The organism is Pontibacter arcticus (assembly GCF_003284895.1).
Classification (GTDB): Bacteria; Bacteroidota; Bacteroidia; order Cytophagales; family Hymenobacteraceae; genus Pontibacter; species Pontibacter arcticus.
The window spans coordinates 167930-187242 of record NZ_QMDV01000002.1; the positions used below are offsets into that span (position 1 = coordinate 167930).

Below are 19313 nucleotides of genomic sequence, written 5' to 3' on the forward strand. Positions count from 1 at the left end.
GCCTGAAATATTATTTACATAAATCACAGAAGTTTTCATCTTTTTTATTTTCGTTTGCCTTCCTCGTTTTTATGTGCCTATATTTAAGATCGTAATATTTAAGCTTTCATAAGATAGGATACTGGTTTTAAAATTTTACGCCTAACTAACATGTGTCGCAAACGTACTAGCACGTGTTTTAACTTTTACTATGAATCCGGAATCAGAGATTGTTTCGACACTACATCCTGAAAATTTGAATGACGGCTATTACCGTTTATTAGTAGAAAGTATAACGGATTATGCCATCTTCTTATTAGATACCAAAGGCCACATTGTTACCTGGAATACGGGCGCCAGGAAGATCAAGAAGTATGAAAAGTCGGAAATAGTAGGCAAACACTTTTCTATCTTTTATACCGAAGATGCCAAAGCAAAAAAACTTCCTGCCCAGGAACTGAAAGATGCTGTCCGCAACGGTAAATTTGAAGAAGAAGGCTGGCGGGTCCGGAAAGACGGTTCTTTATTTTGGGCAAATGTTATCATTACGCCCGTTTACAATGCAGATAAGGATCTGATCGGTTTTTCTAAGATCACACGAAACCTATCCGAACGAAAAAAGGCCGAAGATGACTTGTTTAAAGCCTACGAAGGCCTGAAAGAAAGCGAAGAAAGATTCCGGTTGCTGATAGATGGGGTAACTGATTACGCCATTTTTATGCTGGATGCTGCCGGCAATGTTGCTTCCTGGAACCAGGGCGCCAAGCGCATGAAAGGATACGAGGCAAGTGAGATCATCGGCAAGTTTTTTTCCAAGTTTTATAACAAAGAAGCTGTCGAAAGCGGCTTCCCGGAGTATGAGTTGCAACAGGCCAGGCTCGTTGGCAGGTTTGAGGACGAAGGGTGGCGCTACCGCAAAGATGGTTCTGTGTTCTGGGCAAATACTATTTTAACAGCCCTCCGGAATACCGAAGGCGAAATAATCGGCTTTTCTAAAATAACCCGCGATCTTACCGAGAAAAAAAGGCTGGAACAGCAACTCTACCAAACAAACGAAGAGCTGAAAGAAAGTGTGGAAAGAAGCCGCCTGCTGATAAACAGTGTGAAGGATTACGCTATTCTGATGCTTAGCCCGGAAGGGGTCGTGATGAGTTGGAATACAGGCGCCGAATACATCAAGGGCTATACAGCGGAAGAGATCATCGGGAAAAGTTTTTCGACCTTTTATCCCCGCGAAGCTATCGAAAGCGGTTTTCCGCAGTACGAACTCAAACGTGCGCAGCTCGATGGCCATTTTGAAGACGAAGGCTGGCGCCTGCGTAAAGACGGCTCCGCTTTTTGGGCGAACGTAATTATTACGCCAATCTATAGTGCCCAGAACCGCCTGATCGGGTTTACAAAAATTACACGCGATTTAACGGAACGCCGGCGCAACGAAGAGTTGATGCTGAAAAACAGTGAGCTGCTGAAAATCAATAACGAACTCGATAACTTTGTTTACGCTGCCTCCCACGATCTTAAATTGCCGATTATTAACCTGGAAGGGCTGATCATTGCATTGGAAGAAGATATGGGAACGGAAGCTGAGAAGCACGAGCAGTTACTTACCATGATGCATCATGCCATCAACTCTTTTAAGAAAGTAATTGCTGACCTGGGCGATATTGCCAAACTGCAAAGCCAGGAAGTGCAGCAGGACAAAATCTGTGTTCCTGAGCTGATAGCGGAAATAAAGGAAAGCCTGCATGATCTGATCAAGAAAAGCGGAGCTGAGATCGTGTTCGAAGAAATCGGGTTTGATACCATCCTTTACTCTCACAAAAACCTGCGCAGTATTTTATATAACCTTATATCCAATGCCATCAAGTACGTTGACCCTGCCGAAAAACCAGTCATCAGAATAAACGCTTACATTTCCGAAACAAAAGAATATGTGTTGTCTGTGGCTGATAATGGGCTGGGGATTTCGGAGTCGCAGGTCGGGAAGATATTTTCGCTCTTTAAACGCGCCCACGACCATGTAGAAGGTTCGGGCATAGGCTTATACCTGGTTAAAAAGATTCTGGATAACTCCGGAGATAAGATTAAAGTAACGAGCAAGCAGGGGAAGGGCTCTACCTTTGAGGTATATATTAAACAGAACTTCTACCAGGCTTAAAAACAAAAAAGGTTACCAAATTGAGTGGTAACCTTTTCTGTTATATGATAAAGCTTAGGGCTTATAAAGGATTTTCCGGAAGATAAATACGAACCGGATTTATACTTGCTGAAAGGCTAGTTCTGTATTTGAGCTTCCTGAGTTGGTAATAATTGCACTGTGTGCTTTGCAGATATTAGAGAGCGTATGGGCGTTATCTTCTGAAAACTGTGAACTGGCATAGGCGCAGAATAGCGAAAATGAAAGCTTTTCGGCTAACGAATTCCAGAAATGCTCCAGCATCACGGTTGCGCCACTATTGTTTTCCTCTAACAGCACCGCCACCATCTCTCCATAAGCCCGTACAGGTCGCTTATTCCCATGCAGGCTGCTGAATAGGCCTGTCAGCGTATCCATAAATAAGCTATAATCCGGGCACCCCTCTACCATAAACATGGCCAGCACTTCGTGTACATCTAAGGGTAAGTATTGTTTGTTGTTCTGGAGGGCATCTAAATTTATACCGCTGAGGCGTAAACGAAGTTCGAGGGCTGCTATATGTGCTTTGGTAGCAATTAAAACAACATTTTCGTTTGCAGAAAAGCCTCCCGCCACAAAACCTTCCAATAAATTTAAAAGAGCATCATCGTCTTCGTAAACCTGCACAACATGTGAGCATGTTGTCTTGTCGCGCCAGAAAATTTCTGAGTTACAATTCTGCCAGGCAGTATTAGTTAAAGTCATCGTACCCACATCCACTAAAATTTCAGCTTAAATCGTAATAAAACCAAGCTGTAAAAAATCTAAAAAAATAATATAATGTTAAAACTATACTTTAGATTTACTATAAGTATGTTTTGATATATTAAGCTTATACACAATTAGTTATCTACGCAGTGAAATCAGATTGGTTGTTGCGCTAAAATTATTTCTACTGAAAACTTACTTAAGGGTCATATTAAATCTCCTGTAATTCATCCAAACGTTTGCAGAAATATGGTTTTTGCCGGTTAAATGGCCTTTTGTATAAGTTACCTGCTTCCGGAAAAAAAATCAGCTTTTAGGTACCGATTATACGCAGCTGTAAAAGAAGGATTTTATACTTTCTAAAAGAATTCAGCTAAAATCCGGGCGTTCATGCAACGCCTCTAAAGTTTATGTGTCTTTAGGACATTACGCTGGCATTAGCAATTAACAATCGTTTCTTATTTCCATACTATGAAAAAATGGCTACTTTTTTCGCTGGCATACCTGTGCCTTTACTTTACCTTCTCTTTACCTGTTGCAGGGCAGCAAAATCCTGTTGGGGCAGGAAAAATTTCGGGTGTTTTAGTTGATTCGGTTTCAGGAAAACCTGTTGAGTTTGCTACGATAGCCTTGCTGCCTGGCGGTACAACACAATCCATTGATGTAAAACTAACCGATAGCGGCGGCAAGTTTACTTTCAATGGCCTAAACCCCGGCTCCTACGATGTAGCCATCAGCTTTATCGGGTACCAAAGCAAAATCATCAAACAGGTAGCCATTACGCCCCAAAAGCCGGAAGCAACGCTTGCAACCATCCGTTTCAGGGGAACAGCTACCCAGCTAAACGAAGCAAAAGTGGTGGCGCTCAGACCAACCATAACACAGGAAGCAGACAAAATGGTGGTAAGCATAGAAGGCACTGCCCTGGCAGCCGGTAAAACAGCTTATGATGTGCTGGCAACCGCCCCCGGTGTTTTTGTGGATCAGGAAGGAAATATTCAGCTGAACGGCCGGCCGGGCGCAACGGTGATGTTAGATGGCAAATTAACTTACCTGTCTGCCCGCGACCTGCGTTCTATGCTGGAGGCAATGTCGGCAGAAAATATAAAGAACATCGAAATCATCACAAATCCTTCCGCCAAGTATGATGCTGAAGGCTCGTCGGGCATTCTTAACATCAACCTTAAAAAGAACACGCTTTTTGGTGTAAACGGAAATGTAAGTATAGGCAGCACTTACAATGGAAAACAGTATGGTTACAACTCCTCAGGAAGTATAAATTACAAAACCGGTAGCTGGAATTCGTTTCTGAACGTGGATGTGGCACGACGCACAGGTGGCCGGGAAGCCACCTTTACCCGCATTTTTAAAGGAGCCGAAGAAACCACATATTTCGACCAGGTTGCTACAGGGAATTATGAAGTAGAAGGGCCGCCCTCCGTACGCCTCGGAACAGATTACATGATAAGCGACAAACACAGCGTCGGGTTTATGGCTTACTTTAATACAAATAATTTATACAGCGATTTCCTGACCGAAACTTACATTGGGAATTCTCCCGCAAACCCAGCCTTGTTTATTGATGCTAAAAACTATAATACAAACCGCTTCACTAATTTTACATCCAACCTGCATTACACGGCAAAGTATGATACAATGGGTACACAGCTTACAGCGGGGCTGGATTTTGTAAAAATCAAAAACAAAGGCGAAGGCGATTTTTACAACTATTACGATTCGTTGGCTATGGGCAAGCCGGTCGTGCAGGATTTTCTATACACAAGTACTCCGGGCGGTTTCGATATTTATGCTGCCAACATCGATTTTGTGAAGCCTTTATCAGGAGACCGAAAATTAGAGCTGGGAGCCAAAGCCAGCCAGGTTACTTCAGACAACGATTCAAGGTTTTATTTTAATAATGGCGAGGTACCGGTGCTGGATAGTAAACGCACGAACCATTTTATATACAATGAAAATATTTACGCCGCCTATGTAAACTGGAATAGCAAACTGGCAAAAGAGGTAACGCTGCAGGCTGGCTTACGGGCAGAGCAAACGGTATCAGAAGGGGAGTTGCGTACCACGTTTGAAAAATCTGACAGGAGCTACCTGAATCTGTTTCCGAGCATATTTGTGCAGCAGAAGATCAGCGATAATTACGAAATCAATTATAATTACAGCCGCAGAATACAACGCCCGAATTATGGCCAGTTGAATCCTTTTCTGTCTTACCGCGACCCGTACACGTACTGGCAAGGTAACCCGGGTTTGCGCCCGCAATATACCCACTCCATTGGCGTTACGCAGGTTTTTAAAAAGACCTATAACCTCATCCTGAATTACCAGCTTGTACAGGACGTGATCGTAGAGTTGCCTACTATCATACCAGAAACCTCCACCACTATTTATACCATCGGCAATGTGGATGATTATAAAAATCTGAGCCTGACAGCTATTTTGCCTTTTCGCATTTTAGAAAACTGGGACAGCAATAACACCTTCCTGGTAGCTTACAACGAATACAGCGCTATTGTAAACGGAGAGCAAATAATCAACGACCAGGTTTTTTACATGCTGCAATCAAACCATAATCTTGCACTGCCGCACAATTTTAAGATGGAGCTGAACGGTACTTACCAGGGGCCGGGTGTACATGCTTTGTATAAAGTAGAACCGCGCTGGTGGATAAATGCTGCAATCAAAAAAAGCTTCCTGGATGATAAAATTGATGTTAGCTTAAATGTAAACGATATTTTTAAAACACAACGCCTGAAGATTGCTGCAAAAGTGGGAGAGGGGAACGTAAACGATTTTGACCAGTATTTCAGGAGCCAAAGTATAGGGTTAACCCTGCGCTACAAGTTTAACAAAGGCCAGAAAGTAGAAGAGCGCAAACGCAACAACAGCCTGGAAGAACTTAACAGAACTGGCGGTTAACTGTGTTTAAAATATGCCAGGCAGCAGTATTCTTTACATAAGTGTACTGCAGTTTGCTTTTAAGGCGAAAGCTATACTTTTAAACTACACACCGAATTGGGTGAGGTGATGATCGAGGTGTTTGTAGAACAGGTTGTTCCATTCCTGGCTGGTGAGCGGCCCAAACGAGTGCGAAGGCCTGTTCTCGAAACTGCTTCGGCCTAGTTGCTGCGTTTTCCGGATGTAAGTGATCAGGCGTTGCTTTTCGGCTTCGAAATTGCGGTTATCCTGTACTTTAAAATCAGGAGTGGTTGGGATGTTGCGCTTGTAAGGCGTTTCGTTTACCACCATTCTTTTTACAAACAGTTGCAGCAACAGCGTTTTCAGGAAGCCGGGCTTCGGGTACTTGTTTTCGTAAACCTGCTCATAACTGACGCAACAGTGTGCCAGCATTTGCGACACGCTCATTTTTCCCCACAACGGCCTGGTTGCAGGCGTAAGTCTGTTGATGCGGCCGATCAGCTCCGCCGTTACTTCCGAGTCAAATATATTTTTCATGGGTAGGCCAGCTTTATACTTTTATAACGAGTTCTACAGAAAATCTATTAACCTGATTACTGCATTATCTGAAAGTATAAAAAAGCCCGGTCAAGTAAATCATACTTTGTTTTTATTCTGCTCGGCTTGCTCATCACATCTTTCAGGCGATTCGTCACATTTATTATTTTTCTGGAGCACTTTCGCTTATCATTGAACCATGAATCAGATAACAATGAAAAGCTTTCTTGCCGAGCCACTTCAGCGCAACAAAGCAGAGCTATGGGTAGCCACCAGTTTGTACTTTTTAGTGCTGTTTACGCTCACAACCGGCAGCGGCCATAACATGCCGGATTTTAGAGAAGCCAATGTACGGTTTAACTACTTCGAGCATTATTTCTGGCCGCAGTTGGTACGGTATACGTTGCTCTACCTGGCCTTTTTATTCATGAATTTCAAGGTGATGCCCAGGCTCATCCGGAAAGAAAAAGTATGGCTGAATGTGTTTTTAACGCTGCTCACTTTTGTAGCGGTAGGGTTGGTGATCGGGATTCTGAATACATACACCCAGGCTTATCTGTTTGTAAGATTCTCCGGTGAACAGGAGGTATATGATCATCTGTTCCAGGGGAGTTTTTACACGGCCTTCTGGCTGCTGCTGATGTTCGGTTTCTATTCTGCCATCAAATACATCGGGCTTTACCTGCTTTCGAATTCAGATGCTATCCAGACAAAGTATCATATCCTGACCAAGGATGTTTTGATAGCCTTTATTATTTCGATGGTGAATGTTTTCGTGCTGCTGGCTCTTGATGCTGAAGAGGAAATTACAGCACTCTGTGCCGTGCTGTCGCTATATGCTATACTTTTATACTGTCTTTCTTTTTATACTTTCATTCCGAAAGCGCTTCAGGCAAAGCGGCCGGGCCGGTCGTATGCGTGGAAGGTGCTGCTGCTGGTGGCCCTGACTTCTTTCCCTATTGTATTGATGTTGCTGCCGGTTTTTTACGATGAAGATAGTGCGATCGGTATTACTGCTTTTAACGCTGTATTCCAGTTAGTGGTAGTGGCGCCAGTAATTTGGTCGCTTTATAAGCGGCAGGCAAAGGGGAAAGAGGAAGTTTACGTACTCAGAAAAGAACTGGGCCGCTCAAATGCCAACCTGGATTTTCTGCGCTCGCAGATAAACCCGCACTTTCTATTTAATGCCCTGAACACGCTCTACGGAACTGCCCTCCAGGAAAACAGCGAACGCACCGCACAAGGTATACAAATGCTGGGCGATATGATGCGGTTTATGCTGCACGAAAACCATCAGCAAAAAATCTTGTTGTCGCGCGAAATTGAGTACCTGCAAAATTACATCGAGCTGCAGTTATTGCGTACTTCCTCGTCTCCCAACATCGTCATCGAAACCAAAATTGATGAGGTGCTGACCGAAAAATATATTGCCCCGATGCTGCTAATTCCGTTTGTAGAGAATGCGTTTAAACACGGCGTGAGCCTGCAGCACAGATCCTGGATAAAAATCACCTTGCATTGCGATGAAAATAAGCTGTACTTCGATGTATACAATAGCAAACACACGCGCTCTGACCAGGACCCTGAGAAAGACCGGTCTGGCATCGGCCTCAGCAACGTAAAACAGCGCCTGGAACTGCTTTACCCAGCTAAACAGGAACTGATTATCCGGGAAACACCCGACGAATTTTTTGTGCACCTTACATTGCAGTTATAAAGTATAAATCTCTGCAAAGTATAAACTCCTGAAGTATGAAAGCAATAGCGATAGACGACGAACCGATGGCCCTGGAAGTAGTAAGGTCGCATGCCGGGAAAGTGCCTTTTCTGGAGCTAGCTGCCTGTTTTACCGATGCCTTTAAAGCGCTGGAATACCTGCAGCAGGAGCAGGTCGATCTGTTGTTCCTGGATATAAAAATGCCGGACATTTCGGGGTTAGAGTTTATGACCAGCCTGCAGAAAAAGCCGATGGTGATTTTTACAACGGCTTACTCGGAGCACGCCGTTACCAGTTTCGAGCTGGATGCCGTGGACTATTTACTGAAACCGTTTTCGTTGCCGCGCTTTATAAAAGCCTGTAACAAAGCCCAGGAGTTGTTGCAGTTAAGAGGAAACGGAACGCCTGCCAAAGACTACATTTTCCTGAAGACCGGTTATGAGCAGGTGAAAGTATACTTCGAGGAAATGCTGTACATGGAGGCCGCCGGCAATTACGTCACCTTCGTACTGACAGATAAAAAACTGCTCACCCGCATGACCATTAATGAAGTAACAGAGCAACTCCCCGCCGATAAGTTTATTCGCGTGCACCGCTCTTACATTGTGGCTAAAGATAAGATCGATAAAATTGAACGCCACCAGCTTTGCATCAAAGGAAACGAAGTACCCGTCGGCGCCTCATTTATGCAGCAACTACAGTTGGTATAATGTACATTTTGATCATAACAGAAAGCGGAAGTATACTTTATACTTCCGCTTTCTGTTATATTATACTTTTGAGTGACGCTTTAACGTATGATTATAAAGTATGATTTCCTGTTTATCTCCAAAATTAAAATCTGAAGTATGAAGCCTGCGGAAACCGGTAAAAGCTACGATAAAATTGCTGACTGGTGGCAGGCGTACCACAAAGATTCTGATTATGGTATGGCCCAGATTAGGCGGGCGATCAGCTATTGTAAAAATAAAGGAGTTGCACTGGATGTAGGCTGCGGAAGCGGCGGAAGAATTACAAGCGAATTGCTGCGCGAAGGGTTTGAAGTAACCGGCCTCGATGTATCCAAAAAAATGATAGAACTGGCTTTAGAACAGCACCCGGAAGTTACGTTTATGGTACAGGATATTTGCAGTTGGGAGCCAATCCGAACGTATAACCTGATCATCGCCTGGGACAGCATTTTTCATGTGCCATTGGCAGAGCAACCCGCTGTAGTAGCCAAGTTGTGTAATGCTTTGCAACCGGATGGAATTCTCATTTATACGTTTGGAGATGCTACCGGAGAGCATACAAGCGAGTGGCTAAACGATACCTTTTATTACAGCAGCATAGGCATCACGCAAAACCTGCGCGTTATCCTAGAAAATAACTGCCAGCCCCGTCACCTGGAGTTTGATCAGTTTCCGCAGAACCACGTCTACCTGATCGCTCAAATAACTAGCAAAATATAACCAGAAACTATAGCTTTAATATTATGAGGCTGTTCAGCGTTTTAAACAAATAAATTACTGCGGCCCTTGCTGCGTGTTTTCACCAGCAAGTATTAACGTATTGTTGTCGGTGAAAACACCAACAACGGCAGGTCCAGTTACTATAATTGAAAACGCTAAACAGCTTCTATTTGTCTACCGATCTAAATTATAAAAGCAGAAGTGAAAATCCAGTTTTAAAAGTGATGTCTTATAGGGTATTAGCTAAGTAATGATAGAACGTTTTTTAGATAGGCTTAAACTTTATGCAAGTATCGGAGTAAAAACATTTCGGTTAGCAGGTTGTTAAATTGCAACTGGTTACAGTAAAAGTATAGTTTTTAGTCCGAAAGAATACCTAACGCAGACACTATGAATAAACCACTTCACATTTTTTTAGCGGCAGTTTTACTGGCAGGCGCTGGTACAAGCTGCAAGAATTCCGTTAACTCAGATGATCCTTCGCAGGCACCGGAAATCCCTGAAAATTGCTCGCCACTGGAAACCCGTGCGGCCAATGTACCCGAGCAAAAACCTGCCTTTGCCGGCCAGACCCGTGCGTGCGGCATTAAAACGGAAGCTGCTTACAAAGTGGATGTGCTGGCAACCGGCCTCGAAAAACCGTGGGCTGTAGAGCCGCTGCCAGACGGAACCTTGCTGGTGACCGAAAAGCCGGGTCGCATGCGTATCGTATCTGCATCTGGTACAGTAGGCGAGCCAATCAGTGGAGTGCCAAAAGTAGATCCGAAGGGGCAGGGTGGTTTACTGGATGTAGCCCTCAGCCCTGATTTTGCTTCGAACCGAACAATTTTCTGGAGTTTTTCTGAGCCCCGCGATGGCGGCAATGCAACCAGCGTAGCCAGAGGCGTACTTTCTGCAGACGGTAAAAGCCTGAGCCAGGTCAGCGTCATTTTCAGGGCCATGCCAACCTACGACGGCGATAAACACTTTGGATCACGTTTAGCTTTCGGATCTGATGGTATGATCTATATGACCTTAGGCGAGCGTTCCGATATCGAAATCAGGCCGCAGGCACAGCAAATGAACAGCCACATGGGCAAAATATTACGCATCACCACGGATGGCGCTCCGGCTCCGGGTAACCCGTTTATGGGGCAGCAAGGCGCCTTACCGGAAATCTGGTCTTTAGGGCACCGTAACATGCAGGCGTCTGCTTTTGATGCCGAAGGTAATTTCTGGGTAGTGGATATGGGCCCGCAGGGTGGTGATGAGCTGAACAAAATAGAAAAAGGGAAGAATTACGGCTGGCCTGTGGTAACCTACGGCGAAGAATATTCCGGTAAACCAATTCCTAATTCTGTAACGGCAAAAGAAGGCTACGAGCAGCCTGTTTATTACTGGGATCCGGTAATTGCCCCTTCGGGCGCACAGTTTTATTCGGGTTCTGCATTTCCGGAGTGGCGTGGTAACTTGTTTGTGGGTGGCCTGAAAGATAAACTGCTGGTTCGTCTTAAACTGGAAAACGGACGCGTAACCGGCGAAGAACATCTGTTAAAAGATCGTAACCAACGCATCCGTGATGTACGCCAGGGCCCGGATGGCGCGCTGTATGTTGTAACCGATGCTTCGAACGGCGAACTCTGGAAAATCTCTCCCGGAAATTAAATTGATTTGATCTCTACCTGAATATAAATAAAAGAGGCTCCCCTAACAGGAGCCTTTTTTATTTCATACTTTACAAAGTATAAATCGGGCTTAATATTTATACTTGACTGCCGTTGTTGGTGTTTTCACCAACAACTATACTTCTGCCATGGAACTACTGCCTAATTGCTTGCTGGTGAAAACACGCAGCAAGGGCAGCCGAATCAGTTTTAAGTAAAACGATGAACAGCTTCAAAGTATAAAAAGGGTTTAAGAAGTATACTTTATAACGATAAAATCAGGATTTATAGGTTGCTACAACAGCCTCCAGGTTCTGCATAAACAGGTGCATGTGGTAGCCATCTGCCAACGCATGGTGAAGGCCAATACTCAGCGGGAGTATAACCTTATCCTCTTCTATTTCGAGTTGACCAAAGCCCAGTTTAGGTACGCCCGCCTCTTCGCCATTTAAAGCAAAAGCATGTTCCATCCCTTTAAATTTAAACCACGGCAGAGTGGTCATGTGCAGCAGGTCTACGCCCTGGTAGCCATTAAAGAGTTTAGTGCTTTTCTTTACTTCGGCAATTATTTCAGCTCCCTGGCGGCAGAAATCTTCGAGTGTTTCGTGATAAGGGAAGTGCGTAAAGCCAACGTTGAGATCATCTTTTAAAACGGTACTCGATAGGTCAAGACCATTATACTTTACAACTTCGCCGTTTTGGATGCGGTAACAAAAGTTTTCGGTAGCGCGGGCAGCCTGCAAAGTCGCGTGCATGTACCCCAGCGAAACGGCTAATTTATTGGCTTTGCAATAAGTATAAAGTGGTGTTATATCGAGCTCGGTGTGTACGTTAAAGTATGGCTGCGAGAAAGTACTGAAAAACCGGAATGTCTCTTCGCGGTTCCAGCCGGTAATCGGGATCAGCTCTTGGCTGTAGCGGGTCTGCATGGGTAAGGAGTTGGTAAGCTATTCCCGGCAAAATTAGTTTTTTTGCTGATCAATCCGCTACACCTGGTTAGCAGTTACTTCACTACTTCTGAAAGTAAATATAAATACTTTAAAAATCCTGCCCCAATGAGATCTGGCCTACATGTTTCAACTCGTTAAGCTCTTTGTAAAGTTGTTTTACATGCAGATCGGTCGGCACAAAAACGTAAAGCTTCAGGGTGGTGTGCTGCTTGTTAGTAGATTGCACAATGTTAATGCTTTTAGTTGTGATCTCGTACTTCTCAAGTATAGACATCACTTTGCTGGTCTCGATCTTGGTGGATGCAAAATTAACCTTGAGCGTTTTTAAAGACTTCCCGTTAAAAAACCGTTTTCCTATTTTATCAAGTATGGCAAGTACAAAAAGCAGCAGCAACGTAACCACAACAGCTGCATCGTACAAGCCTACGCCAACTGCCAGCCCTACCGCCGCAACTGCCCAGATGGTAGCCGCCGTAGTAAGGCCGTGCGTATTACCGCCCAACCTGAAAATGGCCCCTGCACCCAGGAAGCCAATTCCGGAAACAACCTGTGCGGCAATTCTGCCCGGGTCTACGTTCGGGTAATTAGAGAAAGTTTGGGGAATAAACACCGAAATGATCATCAGCAGACACGAACCTGCTGAAATGATCATGTGCGTTCTCAGGCCGGCCTGCTGGCTGCGGCTTTCGCGTTCCCAGCCCAGCAAACCACCTAATACCGTACTTAAAAATATTCTGAAAACGATAGTGCCCGTATTTATTTCCGTTGATTCCAGGAAGCTCCAATCCATATAAAGGCTGCTTAAATTGCCTATTCCTTTACTTAGGATGCTGCTGAAAGTTTAGAAAAAACGCCGATTTAAATGGCCGGAAAGCAACGTATAAACGCAAACACCCAGGTATAAACGCACTTGTTTTTTATCTGAAGTATAAAACGTGCCTATTTATACTTGATGATCAGCGTATTATGCCGGGTTCACATTGGCATACATAGAACCGATCAGGTCGTCGTATTTTTTTACGATCACCTGCCGTTTCAGCTTCAGGGTAGGAGTGAGTTCACCGTTTTCGATGGTCCACTGCGACGGCATCAGCACAAATTTCTTTACCTGCTCTACCGGGTTAAAATTTTTGTTGTAATTATTGATGGCTTCCCGGATGAGGGCTTTGATCTGCGTATCCTGGGTTACGGCTTGGTTGCCGGGGTACGTTTTGCCCTGGTTGGTGTACCATTCTTTTAGCGCCTGGAAAGCCGGTACGATCAGCGCTCCCACAAACTTCTGCTGTTCGCCAACCACCATAATCTGCTCGATCCAGTCGCTTTCCACCATCTTGTTTTCGATGGGTTGCGGGGCAACATACTTGCCGCCACTTGTCTTGAAAAGCTCTTTTTTGCGGTCGGTTATCTTCAGGAATTTACCATCTATCAGTGTGCCGATATCGCCGGTACGCAGCCACTCGCCGTCCATTACATCGGCGGTCAGGTTAGGGTGTTTGTAGTAGCCCAGCATTACATTAGGGCCTTTGCAAAGTATTTCGCCATCGGCTGCAATTTTTACTTCCACACCTGTTAACAAAGGGCCAACGGTACCAAACATCCTGTCTTTTTCAGGGTAACGGTTTCCGCTGATGATCGGCGAAGCTTCTGTTAAGCCATACCCCTCCTGGATAACGATACCGGCTGCTGTAAACACTTTGAGCAAACGCATTTGGCAGGCAGCTGCTCCGGTAATAATGGCTTTCACTTCGCCGCCCAATGCTTCGCGCCACTTGCTGAAGATCAGTTTATCAGCCACGGCCAGTTGCAGGCGGTAACTCAGCGGTTTGGGTGTATTGATTTCGTACTGCTCGGCCAGCTTCAGTGCCCAGAAAAAAAGCGTGCGTTTAACGCCTGTCAGCTCGCGGCCTTTGGCTAAAATGCCTTCGTATACTTTCTCCAGCAGGCGCGGTACGGTGGTAAATAAAGTTGGTTTTACTTCGCGCAGGTTGGCGGCAATTTTATCCATGCCTTCGGCATAATAAACAGCAGTACCGGCATACATAAAACAATAAGTAGCCATGCGTTCGAAGGCGTGGTTCAGTGGCAGAAAACTAAGCGCACGTTTGCCCTTCACGCCAATTTCTTCGATGATCTCGGTGCTGCCAAATACATTGCTGATAATGTTACGATGCGATAACATCACACCTTTTGGTACGCCTGTTGTGCCCGAAGTATAAAGTATAGTAGCCAGGTCGCTTTCTTGTATATTATTCCGGCAGGTGTCAAGTTTAGCCTGGCTGGCAGGGGTTACGTTAACCAGCAGCTCAGACCAGTGCGGCACATATTCGATCTGCTCAAACGTATAAATGGTCTTAAAAGCGGGGAGGTGCGGCAGTATACTTTCTATTTTTTGATAAAGCGCTTTATCGCCCACAAAAATGTGCTTGATGCCGGCATCCTGAAGTATAAATTGCAACTCGTTTAAGTGTATGTTGGGGTAAACTGGCACTGATACAGCCCCAATCTGCTGAACCGCCAGATCCACCAGCATCCACTCCGGGCAATTCTGGCTGATAATAGCAATCTTATCGCGCTGCTCTATGCTGCCATCTCTCCCCGAAACGCCCAATGCCAGTAAACCCGCACTTAATTTATCTACGGTCTCCTGCACTTCCTGCGTATTATACTTACGCCATTCGCCATTTTCTTTGGCTGCGAACATATCCTCCAGCGGGAAATTTTCCAGCTGATACGTCATGAAATCGAAGAGTCGTTTCGGGGGTGTGGTCATGGTAGTATTGTTTTTGTCAGGCTGCTTCAGCTGCATTGTGTTAAATAAACGCAGGCATAAGTTTTACGGGCAAATAAAACTGCTGTTCAGCATGCAAAAGTACGTGTTACAAGTTGTATTATAAATGCAGAAAGTTAGTTAGCACCACAGTACATATCATTTTTATTTTTCGGATGATGCAAACGCTGTGTTTTAAGTATAAACCAGCGCTACAACTAGTGTTCTGACTTTTTGAAAGTGCACACCAATTGCTTTTCAAAGTATAAAAAAGGCCACTTACAGGAGCGGCCTTTGTATACAGTCAAATTTATACTTTTTTCTAAAACATATATGTGAGGTTCAGCATGGTTCTGTTATTGCCTTTGGTAGCATGGTGCGCTTCGGTGCTGCTGACCGGAAGCTGGTACGTACCGCCAATTGCCAGATTTTTTACATACACGTTCAGCCCCAGGTTAGTGAAGTATGAATCGCCGCCTTTCTGCCTGTTCGCTACGCCGTGTTCTTTGTCTCCTTCGGCATGCTCATAATATATACCGGCACTTGGCAGCACCGAAATACGACCAACCTGCTGCCAGTAAAAAACATTGGAAGATGCACTGATCCTGTCACCGAATTTATAGCCGTCCTTATTTTCTGAATTGAAGCGGTAGGTAACATCGTTATTCAGGCCCATTTGCTTATAGCGGATGGTGTATATGCCATTCAGCAGGTAATCGGTGCTGCCGGTGCCGGGCTGCATGTTGCTGGCCAGCGTTTCTTCGTGCTGTTTGATATTTGTAGCGCCGGTCGCCAGTTTAACTCCTCCACCCAGTTGCAGTGTGTGTTTTAAGGGATGGCGCAGGCTGTCTCCGGTATTGATAAATGAATAATTGGCCAGCAGCGTTACATCTCCGAAACCCTGACTTTTAACAGTGCTATGGCTGCCAGCCTGGTTGTTGAAAGTATAAGGTACAAAAGCAAAAACCTGCACATTTTTAACCGGTACAATCCGTCCCCAGAGCTCAGTGGTTGTAAAATGCTCTTCTGTAATTTCGGTGTGGTGGCCGTGGGTTGCTGTAATAGTATACGAGCGCGAAGTATAACGCAGACCCGCAAAGTTTTTATGGAACTGTGGCAGAATACCAAAATAGCTTCCGCCCATGGTGCAGCCTTTGTCGCAGGCGTGTGTGTTAGTATTAAAAGCAAGCAGGGCAATGAGGAGTAAAAATAACTTTTTCATGACTTGAATTTTTGAGGATTTCATACTTGGTTTTCCTGGTGAGAAAGGAGGTAAGTGGATTAAGAAAACCGGTATGCAGGAGGGTGGAAGATCATCATGCTAAACTCGCTTGATGAGCCAGCCAGATACGTATGTTTTTGAGTTTTAATTTCTGCTGATACTTCCTTTAACGGAGCAGCAAGTGGATAAAGGAACAAAACCAGATCAGTACCCTGAGCGAAATGGCGATGTGTCTGCTTATTCTGTTCCTGCGCTTTTTTTAATTCCTTTTTCAGGTAGCAGGACCCCTGGCAGGTAGATTCCGGCACTGCTCTTTCCTCACACAGCGTAGCTGCGATAACGGCGCGGTTTAGCTGATAAAATACATACATGCCACTTCTGCTCATGGCGTTTGCCATAATACCGATTAGCAGGAGAGAGCAAATGAGGTGTTTCATTTTTCAGTACGGGTTACTGCGTCAAAGGTCAGGGAGAGATGCAGCCTTAAAAATGACAAAGATCATTAATAAAAGAGATTAAGGTCTTCTATTCTGTTAATACCAGCCTATACCTTTGTTTCATCATCAACCCGAAAACTGATGAGCCGAAACTAAAACACTAAAATCATGAAAGATCAATTTACCCCACTAAAAGAGAAACTGACCAGTACTCTTTTCAAACCTTTCCAGTTAGCAGCTATGGCGCTGGTGTGCAGCACACTGCTTTTTGGCTGTTCCGGAGATGCTGAAAACCAGGCTACAACTACACAGGAAGAATCTAGTCTGGCGCAGGAAGCACCAGTTGAGGATGATGGCAAAGGAATAGGGCCTGTCGCTACAGTAGAAGTAGGAGCAGAAGTAGACGAAGCACTCGCTGCCAACGGCAAAACAATCTTCGAAGGCAAATGTGCAGCTTGCCACCAGTTATCTGATCAGAAAATTGTAGGCCCGGGCCTTGCCGGCGTAACCGAAAGGCGCAAGCCGGAATGGGTAATGAACATGATCATCAACCCGGAAGAAATGACCAAAAAAGACCCGCAAGCCAAAAAACTGCTGGCCGAGCACTTAACCCAGATGACCAACCAGGATATAGCTGAAAACGATGCCAGAGCGCTGCTCGAATTCCTGAGACAAAACGATAAGAACATCTAAAAAAGATCAAATTAACCCATACGATAATGGAAACTTCAATTTTTAAATTGAAAAAATTTGTACCCAAAGCAGCCTTGCTGATGGCGTTGGCTACTGGTACCATGCTACAGGGCTGTAGCAAAACAGAAGGAGGAAGTGCCGGTGCAACCGATAGTGTCTCTTCTGACGCAGCAACGGCTGTTTATGTAGCACCTGGCAAGCACGACGAACTTTACTCTTTCCTATCAGGTGGTTTTAACGGGCAGGTATCGGTATATGGTTTGCCTTCCGGCAGATTGCTGAAGATCATTCCGGTGTTCTCGCAGTTCCCTGAAAACGGCTACGGCTACAGCGAAGAATCGAAGGCGATGCTGAATACGTCTCATGGTTTTATACCCTGGGATGATCTGCACCACCCGAAATTATCGCGCACCGATGGGCAGACTGATGGCCGTTGGTTATTCGTGAACGGTAACAATACGCCGCGTGTGGCACGGGTAGACCTGAAAACGTTTGAGACTGTCGAGATCATGGAAATTCCGAACTCGGCTGGTAACCACTGCTCGCCTTACCCAACTAACAACAACGAGTACGTGATTGCAGGTACCCGTTTTAGCGTGCCCCTGGATATGAAAGGCGGTACAGGTGATGTAAGCCTGGAGAAGTATGGCGAAGAGTTCAGAGGTTCTATTTCGTTCATCAAAATAGACCCGGAACACGGCGACATGGACCTGGATTTCCAGATTCTGGTTCCTGGTTTTGACTACGACTTAGCCAACGGTGGCAAAGGCCCATCAGGAGATTGGGTGTTCTTTACAACCTATAACTCTGAGAAAGCCGGTACGCTGAAAGAAGTAGGCGCTTCGCAAAACGACAAAGATTACCTGGCCGCAATCAACTGGAAACTGGCAGCCAAGTATGCCAAAGAAGGCAAAGCGCGCGAAATGCCGGCTAATTATTACCACAACAAGCTGGATGAAAACTCGCACATTGCCAAGTCTACCATCAAGAAAAAAGTACGCTACCTGTTACCAGAAGATTGCCCGGGCATGATGTACCTGTTACCTGCACCTAAATCTCCTCACGGCATCGATGTAGACCCAAGTGGCGAGTTTATGGTAGTAAGCGGTAAACTGGCTTCTGCTATTCCGGTGTTCTCTTTCTCTAAAATGCAGGCTGCAATTAAAAACAAACAGTTCGACGGCGAGAAAAATGGCATCCCGGTACTGAAGTATGAAGCTGTACTGAAAGGCGAAGTGAAAGAGCCTGGCTTAGGGCCATTGCACACCGAGTTTGATGGAAAAGGGAACGCGTATACTTCCATGTTCGTGTCTTCTGAAGTAGTAAAATGGAAACTGAACGAGTTGAAAGTAGTGGACAGAATACCGGTGTTCTACTCAATTGGTCACTTAATGATACCGGGCGGCGATACAAAAGAACCGTATGGAAAATACCTGGTAGCCATGAACAAAATCACGAAAGACCGTTACCTGCCAACCGGCCCTGAGTTAGCACACTCTGCCCAGTTGATCGACATCTCTGGTGAGAAAATGAAGATGCTCCTGGATTTCCCGACCGTAGCAGAACCGCACTACGCGCAAGCCATACTTGCTGATAAAGTTGCTCCGAAAAGCACTAAGTTCTATAAGCTGGATGCAAACTCACACCCGCACGCTGTTAAAAAAGAAGCGGACGTGAGCGTGAAACGTGAAGGCAAAAATGTGGTGCGCGTTAAAATGACAGCTATCCGAAGCCACATGACACCGGATAACATCGAAGGCATCCAAGTTGGAGACACCGTATACTTCCATGTAACAAACCTGGAGCAGGACTGGGATGTACCGCACGGATTCGCGATTATGGGAGCCAATAATGCGGAGACGCTGATTATGCCGGGTGCCACCCAAACCCTGAAGTGGGTAGCCAAAAAAACTGGCGTGTATCCGTTCTATTGCACCGACTTCTGCTCTGCGCTGCACCAGGAAATGCAAGGCTACATCCGGGTATCTCCAAAAGGTGCCAACGTACCGATCAGCTTTTCTACTGGTAAAAAGAAACCGGTACCAGCTGTCGCCTCAACTAAATAGAATTTAAAATAATGCATTCAGCGGAGGTTA

General features: G+C 45.2%; 15 protein-coding genes. 8 read left to right on the forward strand and 7 right to left on the reverse strand.

Annotated elements, in window-relative coordinates; translation table 11 throughout:
* The first annotated feature begins 190 nt into the window (after positions 1–190).
* Positions 191–2137, forward strand: a complete 1947-nt coding sequence (locus tag DP923_RS05990) for a PAS domain-containing sensor histidine kinase (protein WP_112304951.1) — start codon at positions 191–193, stop codon at positions 2135–2137.
* A 99-nt stretch (positions 2138–2236) separates the two neighbouring features.
* Here the strand turns inward: DP923_RS05990 and DP923_RS05995 are convergent, their stop codons facing one another.
* Positions 2237–2860 (reverse strand): MEDS domain-containing protein, encoded by a 624-nt coding sequence (locus DP923_RS05995; protein WP_112304952.1) that lies wholly within the window; start codon positions 2858–2860, stop codon positions 2237–2239.
* Between the two features lie 474 nt (positions 2861–3334).
* Here DP923_RS05995 and DP923_RS06000 point away from each other — a divergent pair, with 474 nt between their 5' ends.
* Entirely contained in the window at positions 3335–5800 is a 2466-nt protein-coding gene (locus DP923_RS06000) for an outer membrane beta-barrel protein (RefSeq protein WP_112304953.1), read from the forward strand.
* Between the two features lie 84 nt (positions 5801–5884).
* Here the strand turns inward: DP923_RS06000 and DP923_RS06005 are convergent, their stop codons facing one another.
* On the reverse strand, positions 5885–6337 hold the full coding sequence (locus DP923_RS06005; protein ID WP_112304954.1) for a DUF1569 domain-containing protein: 453 nt from the start codon (positions 6335–6337) through the stop codon (positions 5885–5887).
* A 199-nt stretch (positions 6338–6536) separates the two neighbouring features.
* Here DP923_RS06005 and DP923_RS06010 point away from each other — a divergent pair, with 199 nt between their 5' ends.
* From DP923_RS06010 to DP923_RS06025, 4 genes are all read left to right on the forward strand, one after another.
* Positions 6537–8054 (forward strand): sensor histidine kinase, encoded by a 1518-nt coding sequence (locus DP923_RS06010; RefSeq protein ID WP_112304955.1) that lies wholly within the window; start codon positions 6537–6539, stop codon positions 8052–8054.
* A gap of 35 nt (positions 8055–8089) precedes the next feature.
* Positions 8090–8764, forward strand: coding sequence for a LytR/AlgR family response regulator transcription factor (locus DP923_RS06015; protein ID WP_112304956.1), 675 nt, complete (start codon positions 8090–8092; stop codon positions 8762–8764).
* A 138-nt stretch (positions 8765–8902) separates the two neighbouring features.
* Positions 8903–9505: a class I SAM-dependent methyltransferase gene (locus tag DP923_RS06020; protein ID WP_112304957.1), complete on the forward strand. Its 603-nt coding sequence runs from the start codon at positions 8903–8905 to the stop codon at positions 9503–9505.
* Between the two features lie 390 nt (positions 9506–9895).
* A complete protein-coding gene (locus DP923_RS06025; RefSeq protein WP_112304958.1) occupies positions 9896–11149 on the forward strand; it encodes a PQQ-dependent sugar dehydrogenase in 1254 nt (417 codons plus the stop codon).
* 277 nt (positions 11150–11426) lie between these two features.
* Here the strand turns inward: DP923_RS06025 and DP923_RS06030 are convergent, their stop codons facing one another.
* The 5 genes from DP923_RS06030 to DP923_RS06050 all read right to left on the reverse strand — a co-directional run bounded on the left by DP923_RS06030 (position 11427) and on the right by DP923_RS06050 (position 16524).
* The gene (locus DP923_RS06030; protein WP_112304959.1) at positions 11427–12077 is read right to left on the reverse strand and encodes a CatA-like O-acetyltransferase; all 651 of its coding nucleotides are present in this window, start codon (positions 12075–12077) and stop codon (positions 11427–11429) included.
* Positions 12078–12186: 109 nt separating this feature from the next.
* The gene (locus DP923_RS06035) at positions 12187–12888 is read right to left on the reverse strand and encodes an MgtC/SapB family protein (RefSeq protein WP_112304960.1); all 702 of its coding nucleotides are present in this window, start codon (positions 12886–12888) and stop codon (positions 12187–12189) included.
* A 174-nt stretch (positions 12889–13062) separates the two neighbouring features.
* Positions 13063–14904 (reverse strand): AMP-dependent synthetase/ligase, encoded by a 1842-nt coding sequence (locus DP923_RS06040; RefSeq protein ID WP_239020950.1) that lies wholly within the window; start codon positions 14902–14904, stop codon positions 13063–13065.
* A gap of 283 nt (positions 14905–15187) precedes the next feature.
* The gene (locus tag DP923_RS06045) at positions 15188–16087 is read right to left on the reverse strand and encodes a hypothetical protein (protein WP_112304961.1); all 900 of its coding nucleotides are present in this window, start codon (positions 16085–16087) and stop codon (positions 15188–15190) included.
* 59 nt (positions 16088–16146) lie between these two features.
* Positions 16147–16524, reverse strand: a complete 378-nt coding sequence (locus DP923_RS06050; RefSeq protein ID WP_125047655.1) for a hypothetical protein — start codon at positions 16522–16524, stop codon at positions 16147–16149.
* 168 nt (positions 16525–16692) lie between these two features.
* Between DP923_RS06050 and DP923_RS06055 the strand changes: the two genes are divergently transcribed.
* Positions 16693–17217 carry a c-type cytochrome gene (locus tag DP923_RS06055; protein WP_239020951.1) on the forward strand — a complete coding sequence of 175 codons (525 nt, stop codon included), beginning with the start codon at positions 16693–16695 and terminating at the stop codon, positions 17215–17217.
* Positions 17218–17243: 26 nt separating this feature from the next.
* Positions 17244–19283 (forward strand): Sec-dependent nitrous-oxide reductase, encoded by a 2040-nt coding sequence (gene nosZ, locus DP923_RS06060; protein WP_112304963.1) that lies wholly within the window; start codon positions 17244–17246, stop codon positions 19281–19283.
* Positions 19284–19313: the final 30 nt, after the last annotated feature.

Bases quoted from the DNA above. Each gene is read 5' to 3' on its own strand.
- DP923_RS06025 (WP_112304958.1), top strand. From the start codon at position 9,896: ATGAATAAACCACTTCACATTTTTTTAGCGGCAGTTTTACTGGCAGGC.
- nosZ (WP_112304963.1), top strand. From the start codon at position 17,244: ATGGAAACTTCAATTTTTAAATTGAAAAAATTTGTACCCAAAGCAGCC.
- DP923_RS06000 (WP_112304953.1), top strand. From the start codon at position 3,335: ATGAAAAAATGGCTACTTTTTTCGCTGGCATACCTGTGCCTTTACTTT.
- DP923_RS06045 (WP_112304961.1), bottom strand. From the start codon at position 16,087: ATGAAAAAGTTATTTTTACTCCTCATTGCCCTGCTTGCTTTTAATACT.
- DP923_RS06005 (WP_112304954.1), bottom strand. From the start codon at position 6,337: ATGAAAAATATATTTGACTCGGAAGTAACGGCGGAGCTGATCGGCCGC.
- DP923_RS05995 (WP_112304952.1), bottom strand. From the start codon at position 2,860: ATGACTTTAACTAATACTGCCTGGCAGAATTGTAACTCAGAAATTTTC.
- DP923_RS06020 (WP_112304957.1), top strand. From the start codon at position 8,903: ATGAAGCCTGCGGAAACCGGTAAAAGCTACGATAAAATTGCTGACTGG.
- DP923_RS06010 (WP_112304955.1), top strand. From the start codon at position 6,537: ATGAATCAGATAACAATGAAAAGCTTTCTTGCCGAGCCACTTCAGCGC.
- DP923_RS06040 (WP_239020950.1), bottom strand. From the start codon at position 14,904: ATGCAGCTGAAGCAGCCTGACAAAAACAATACTACCATGACCACACCC.
- DP923_RS06015 (WP_112304956.1), top strand. From the start codon at position 8,090: ATGAAAGCAATAGCGATAGACGACGAACCGATGGCCCTGGAAGTAGTA.
- DP923_RS05990 (WP_112304951.1), top strand. From the start codon at position 191: ATGAATCCGGAATCAGAGATTGTTTCGACACTACATCCTGAAAATTTG.
- DP923_RS06050 (WP_125047655.1), bottom strand. From the start codon at position 16,524: ATGAAACACCTCATTTGCTCTCTCCTGCTAATCGGTATTATGGCAAAC.
- DP923_RS06035 (WP_112304960.1), bottom strand. From the start codon at position 12,888: ATGGATTGGAGCTTCCTGGAATCAACGGAAATAAATACGGGCACTATC.
- DP923_RS06055 (WP_239020951.1), top strand. From the start codon at position 16,693: ATGAAAGATCAATTTACCCCACTAAAAGAGAAACTGACCAGTACTCTT.
- DP923_RS06030 (WP_112304959.1), bottom strand. From the start codon at position 12,077: ATGCAGACCCGCTACAGCCAAGAGCTGATCCCGATTACCGGCTGGAAC.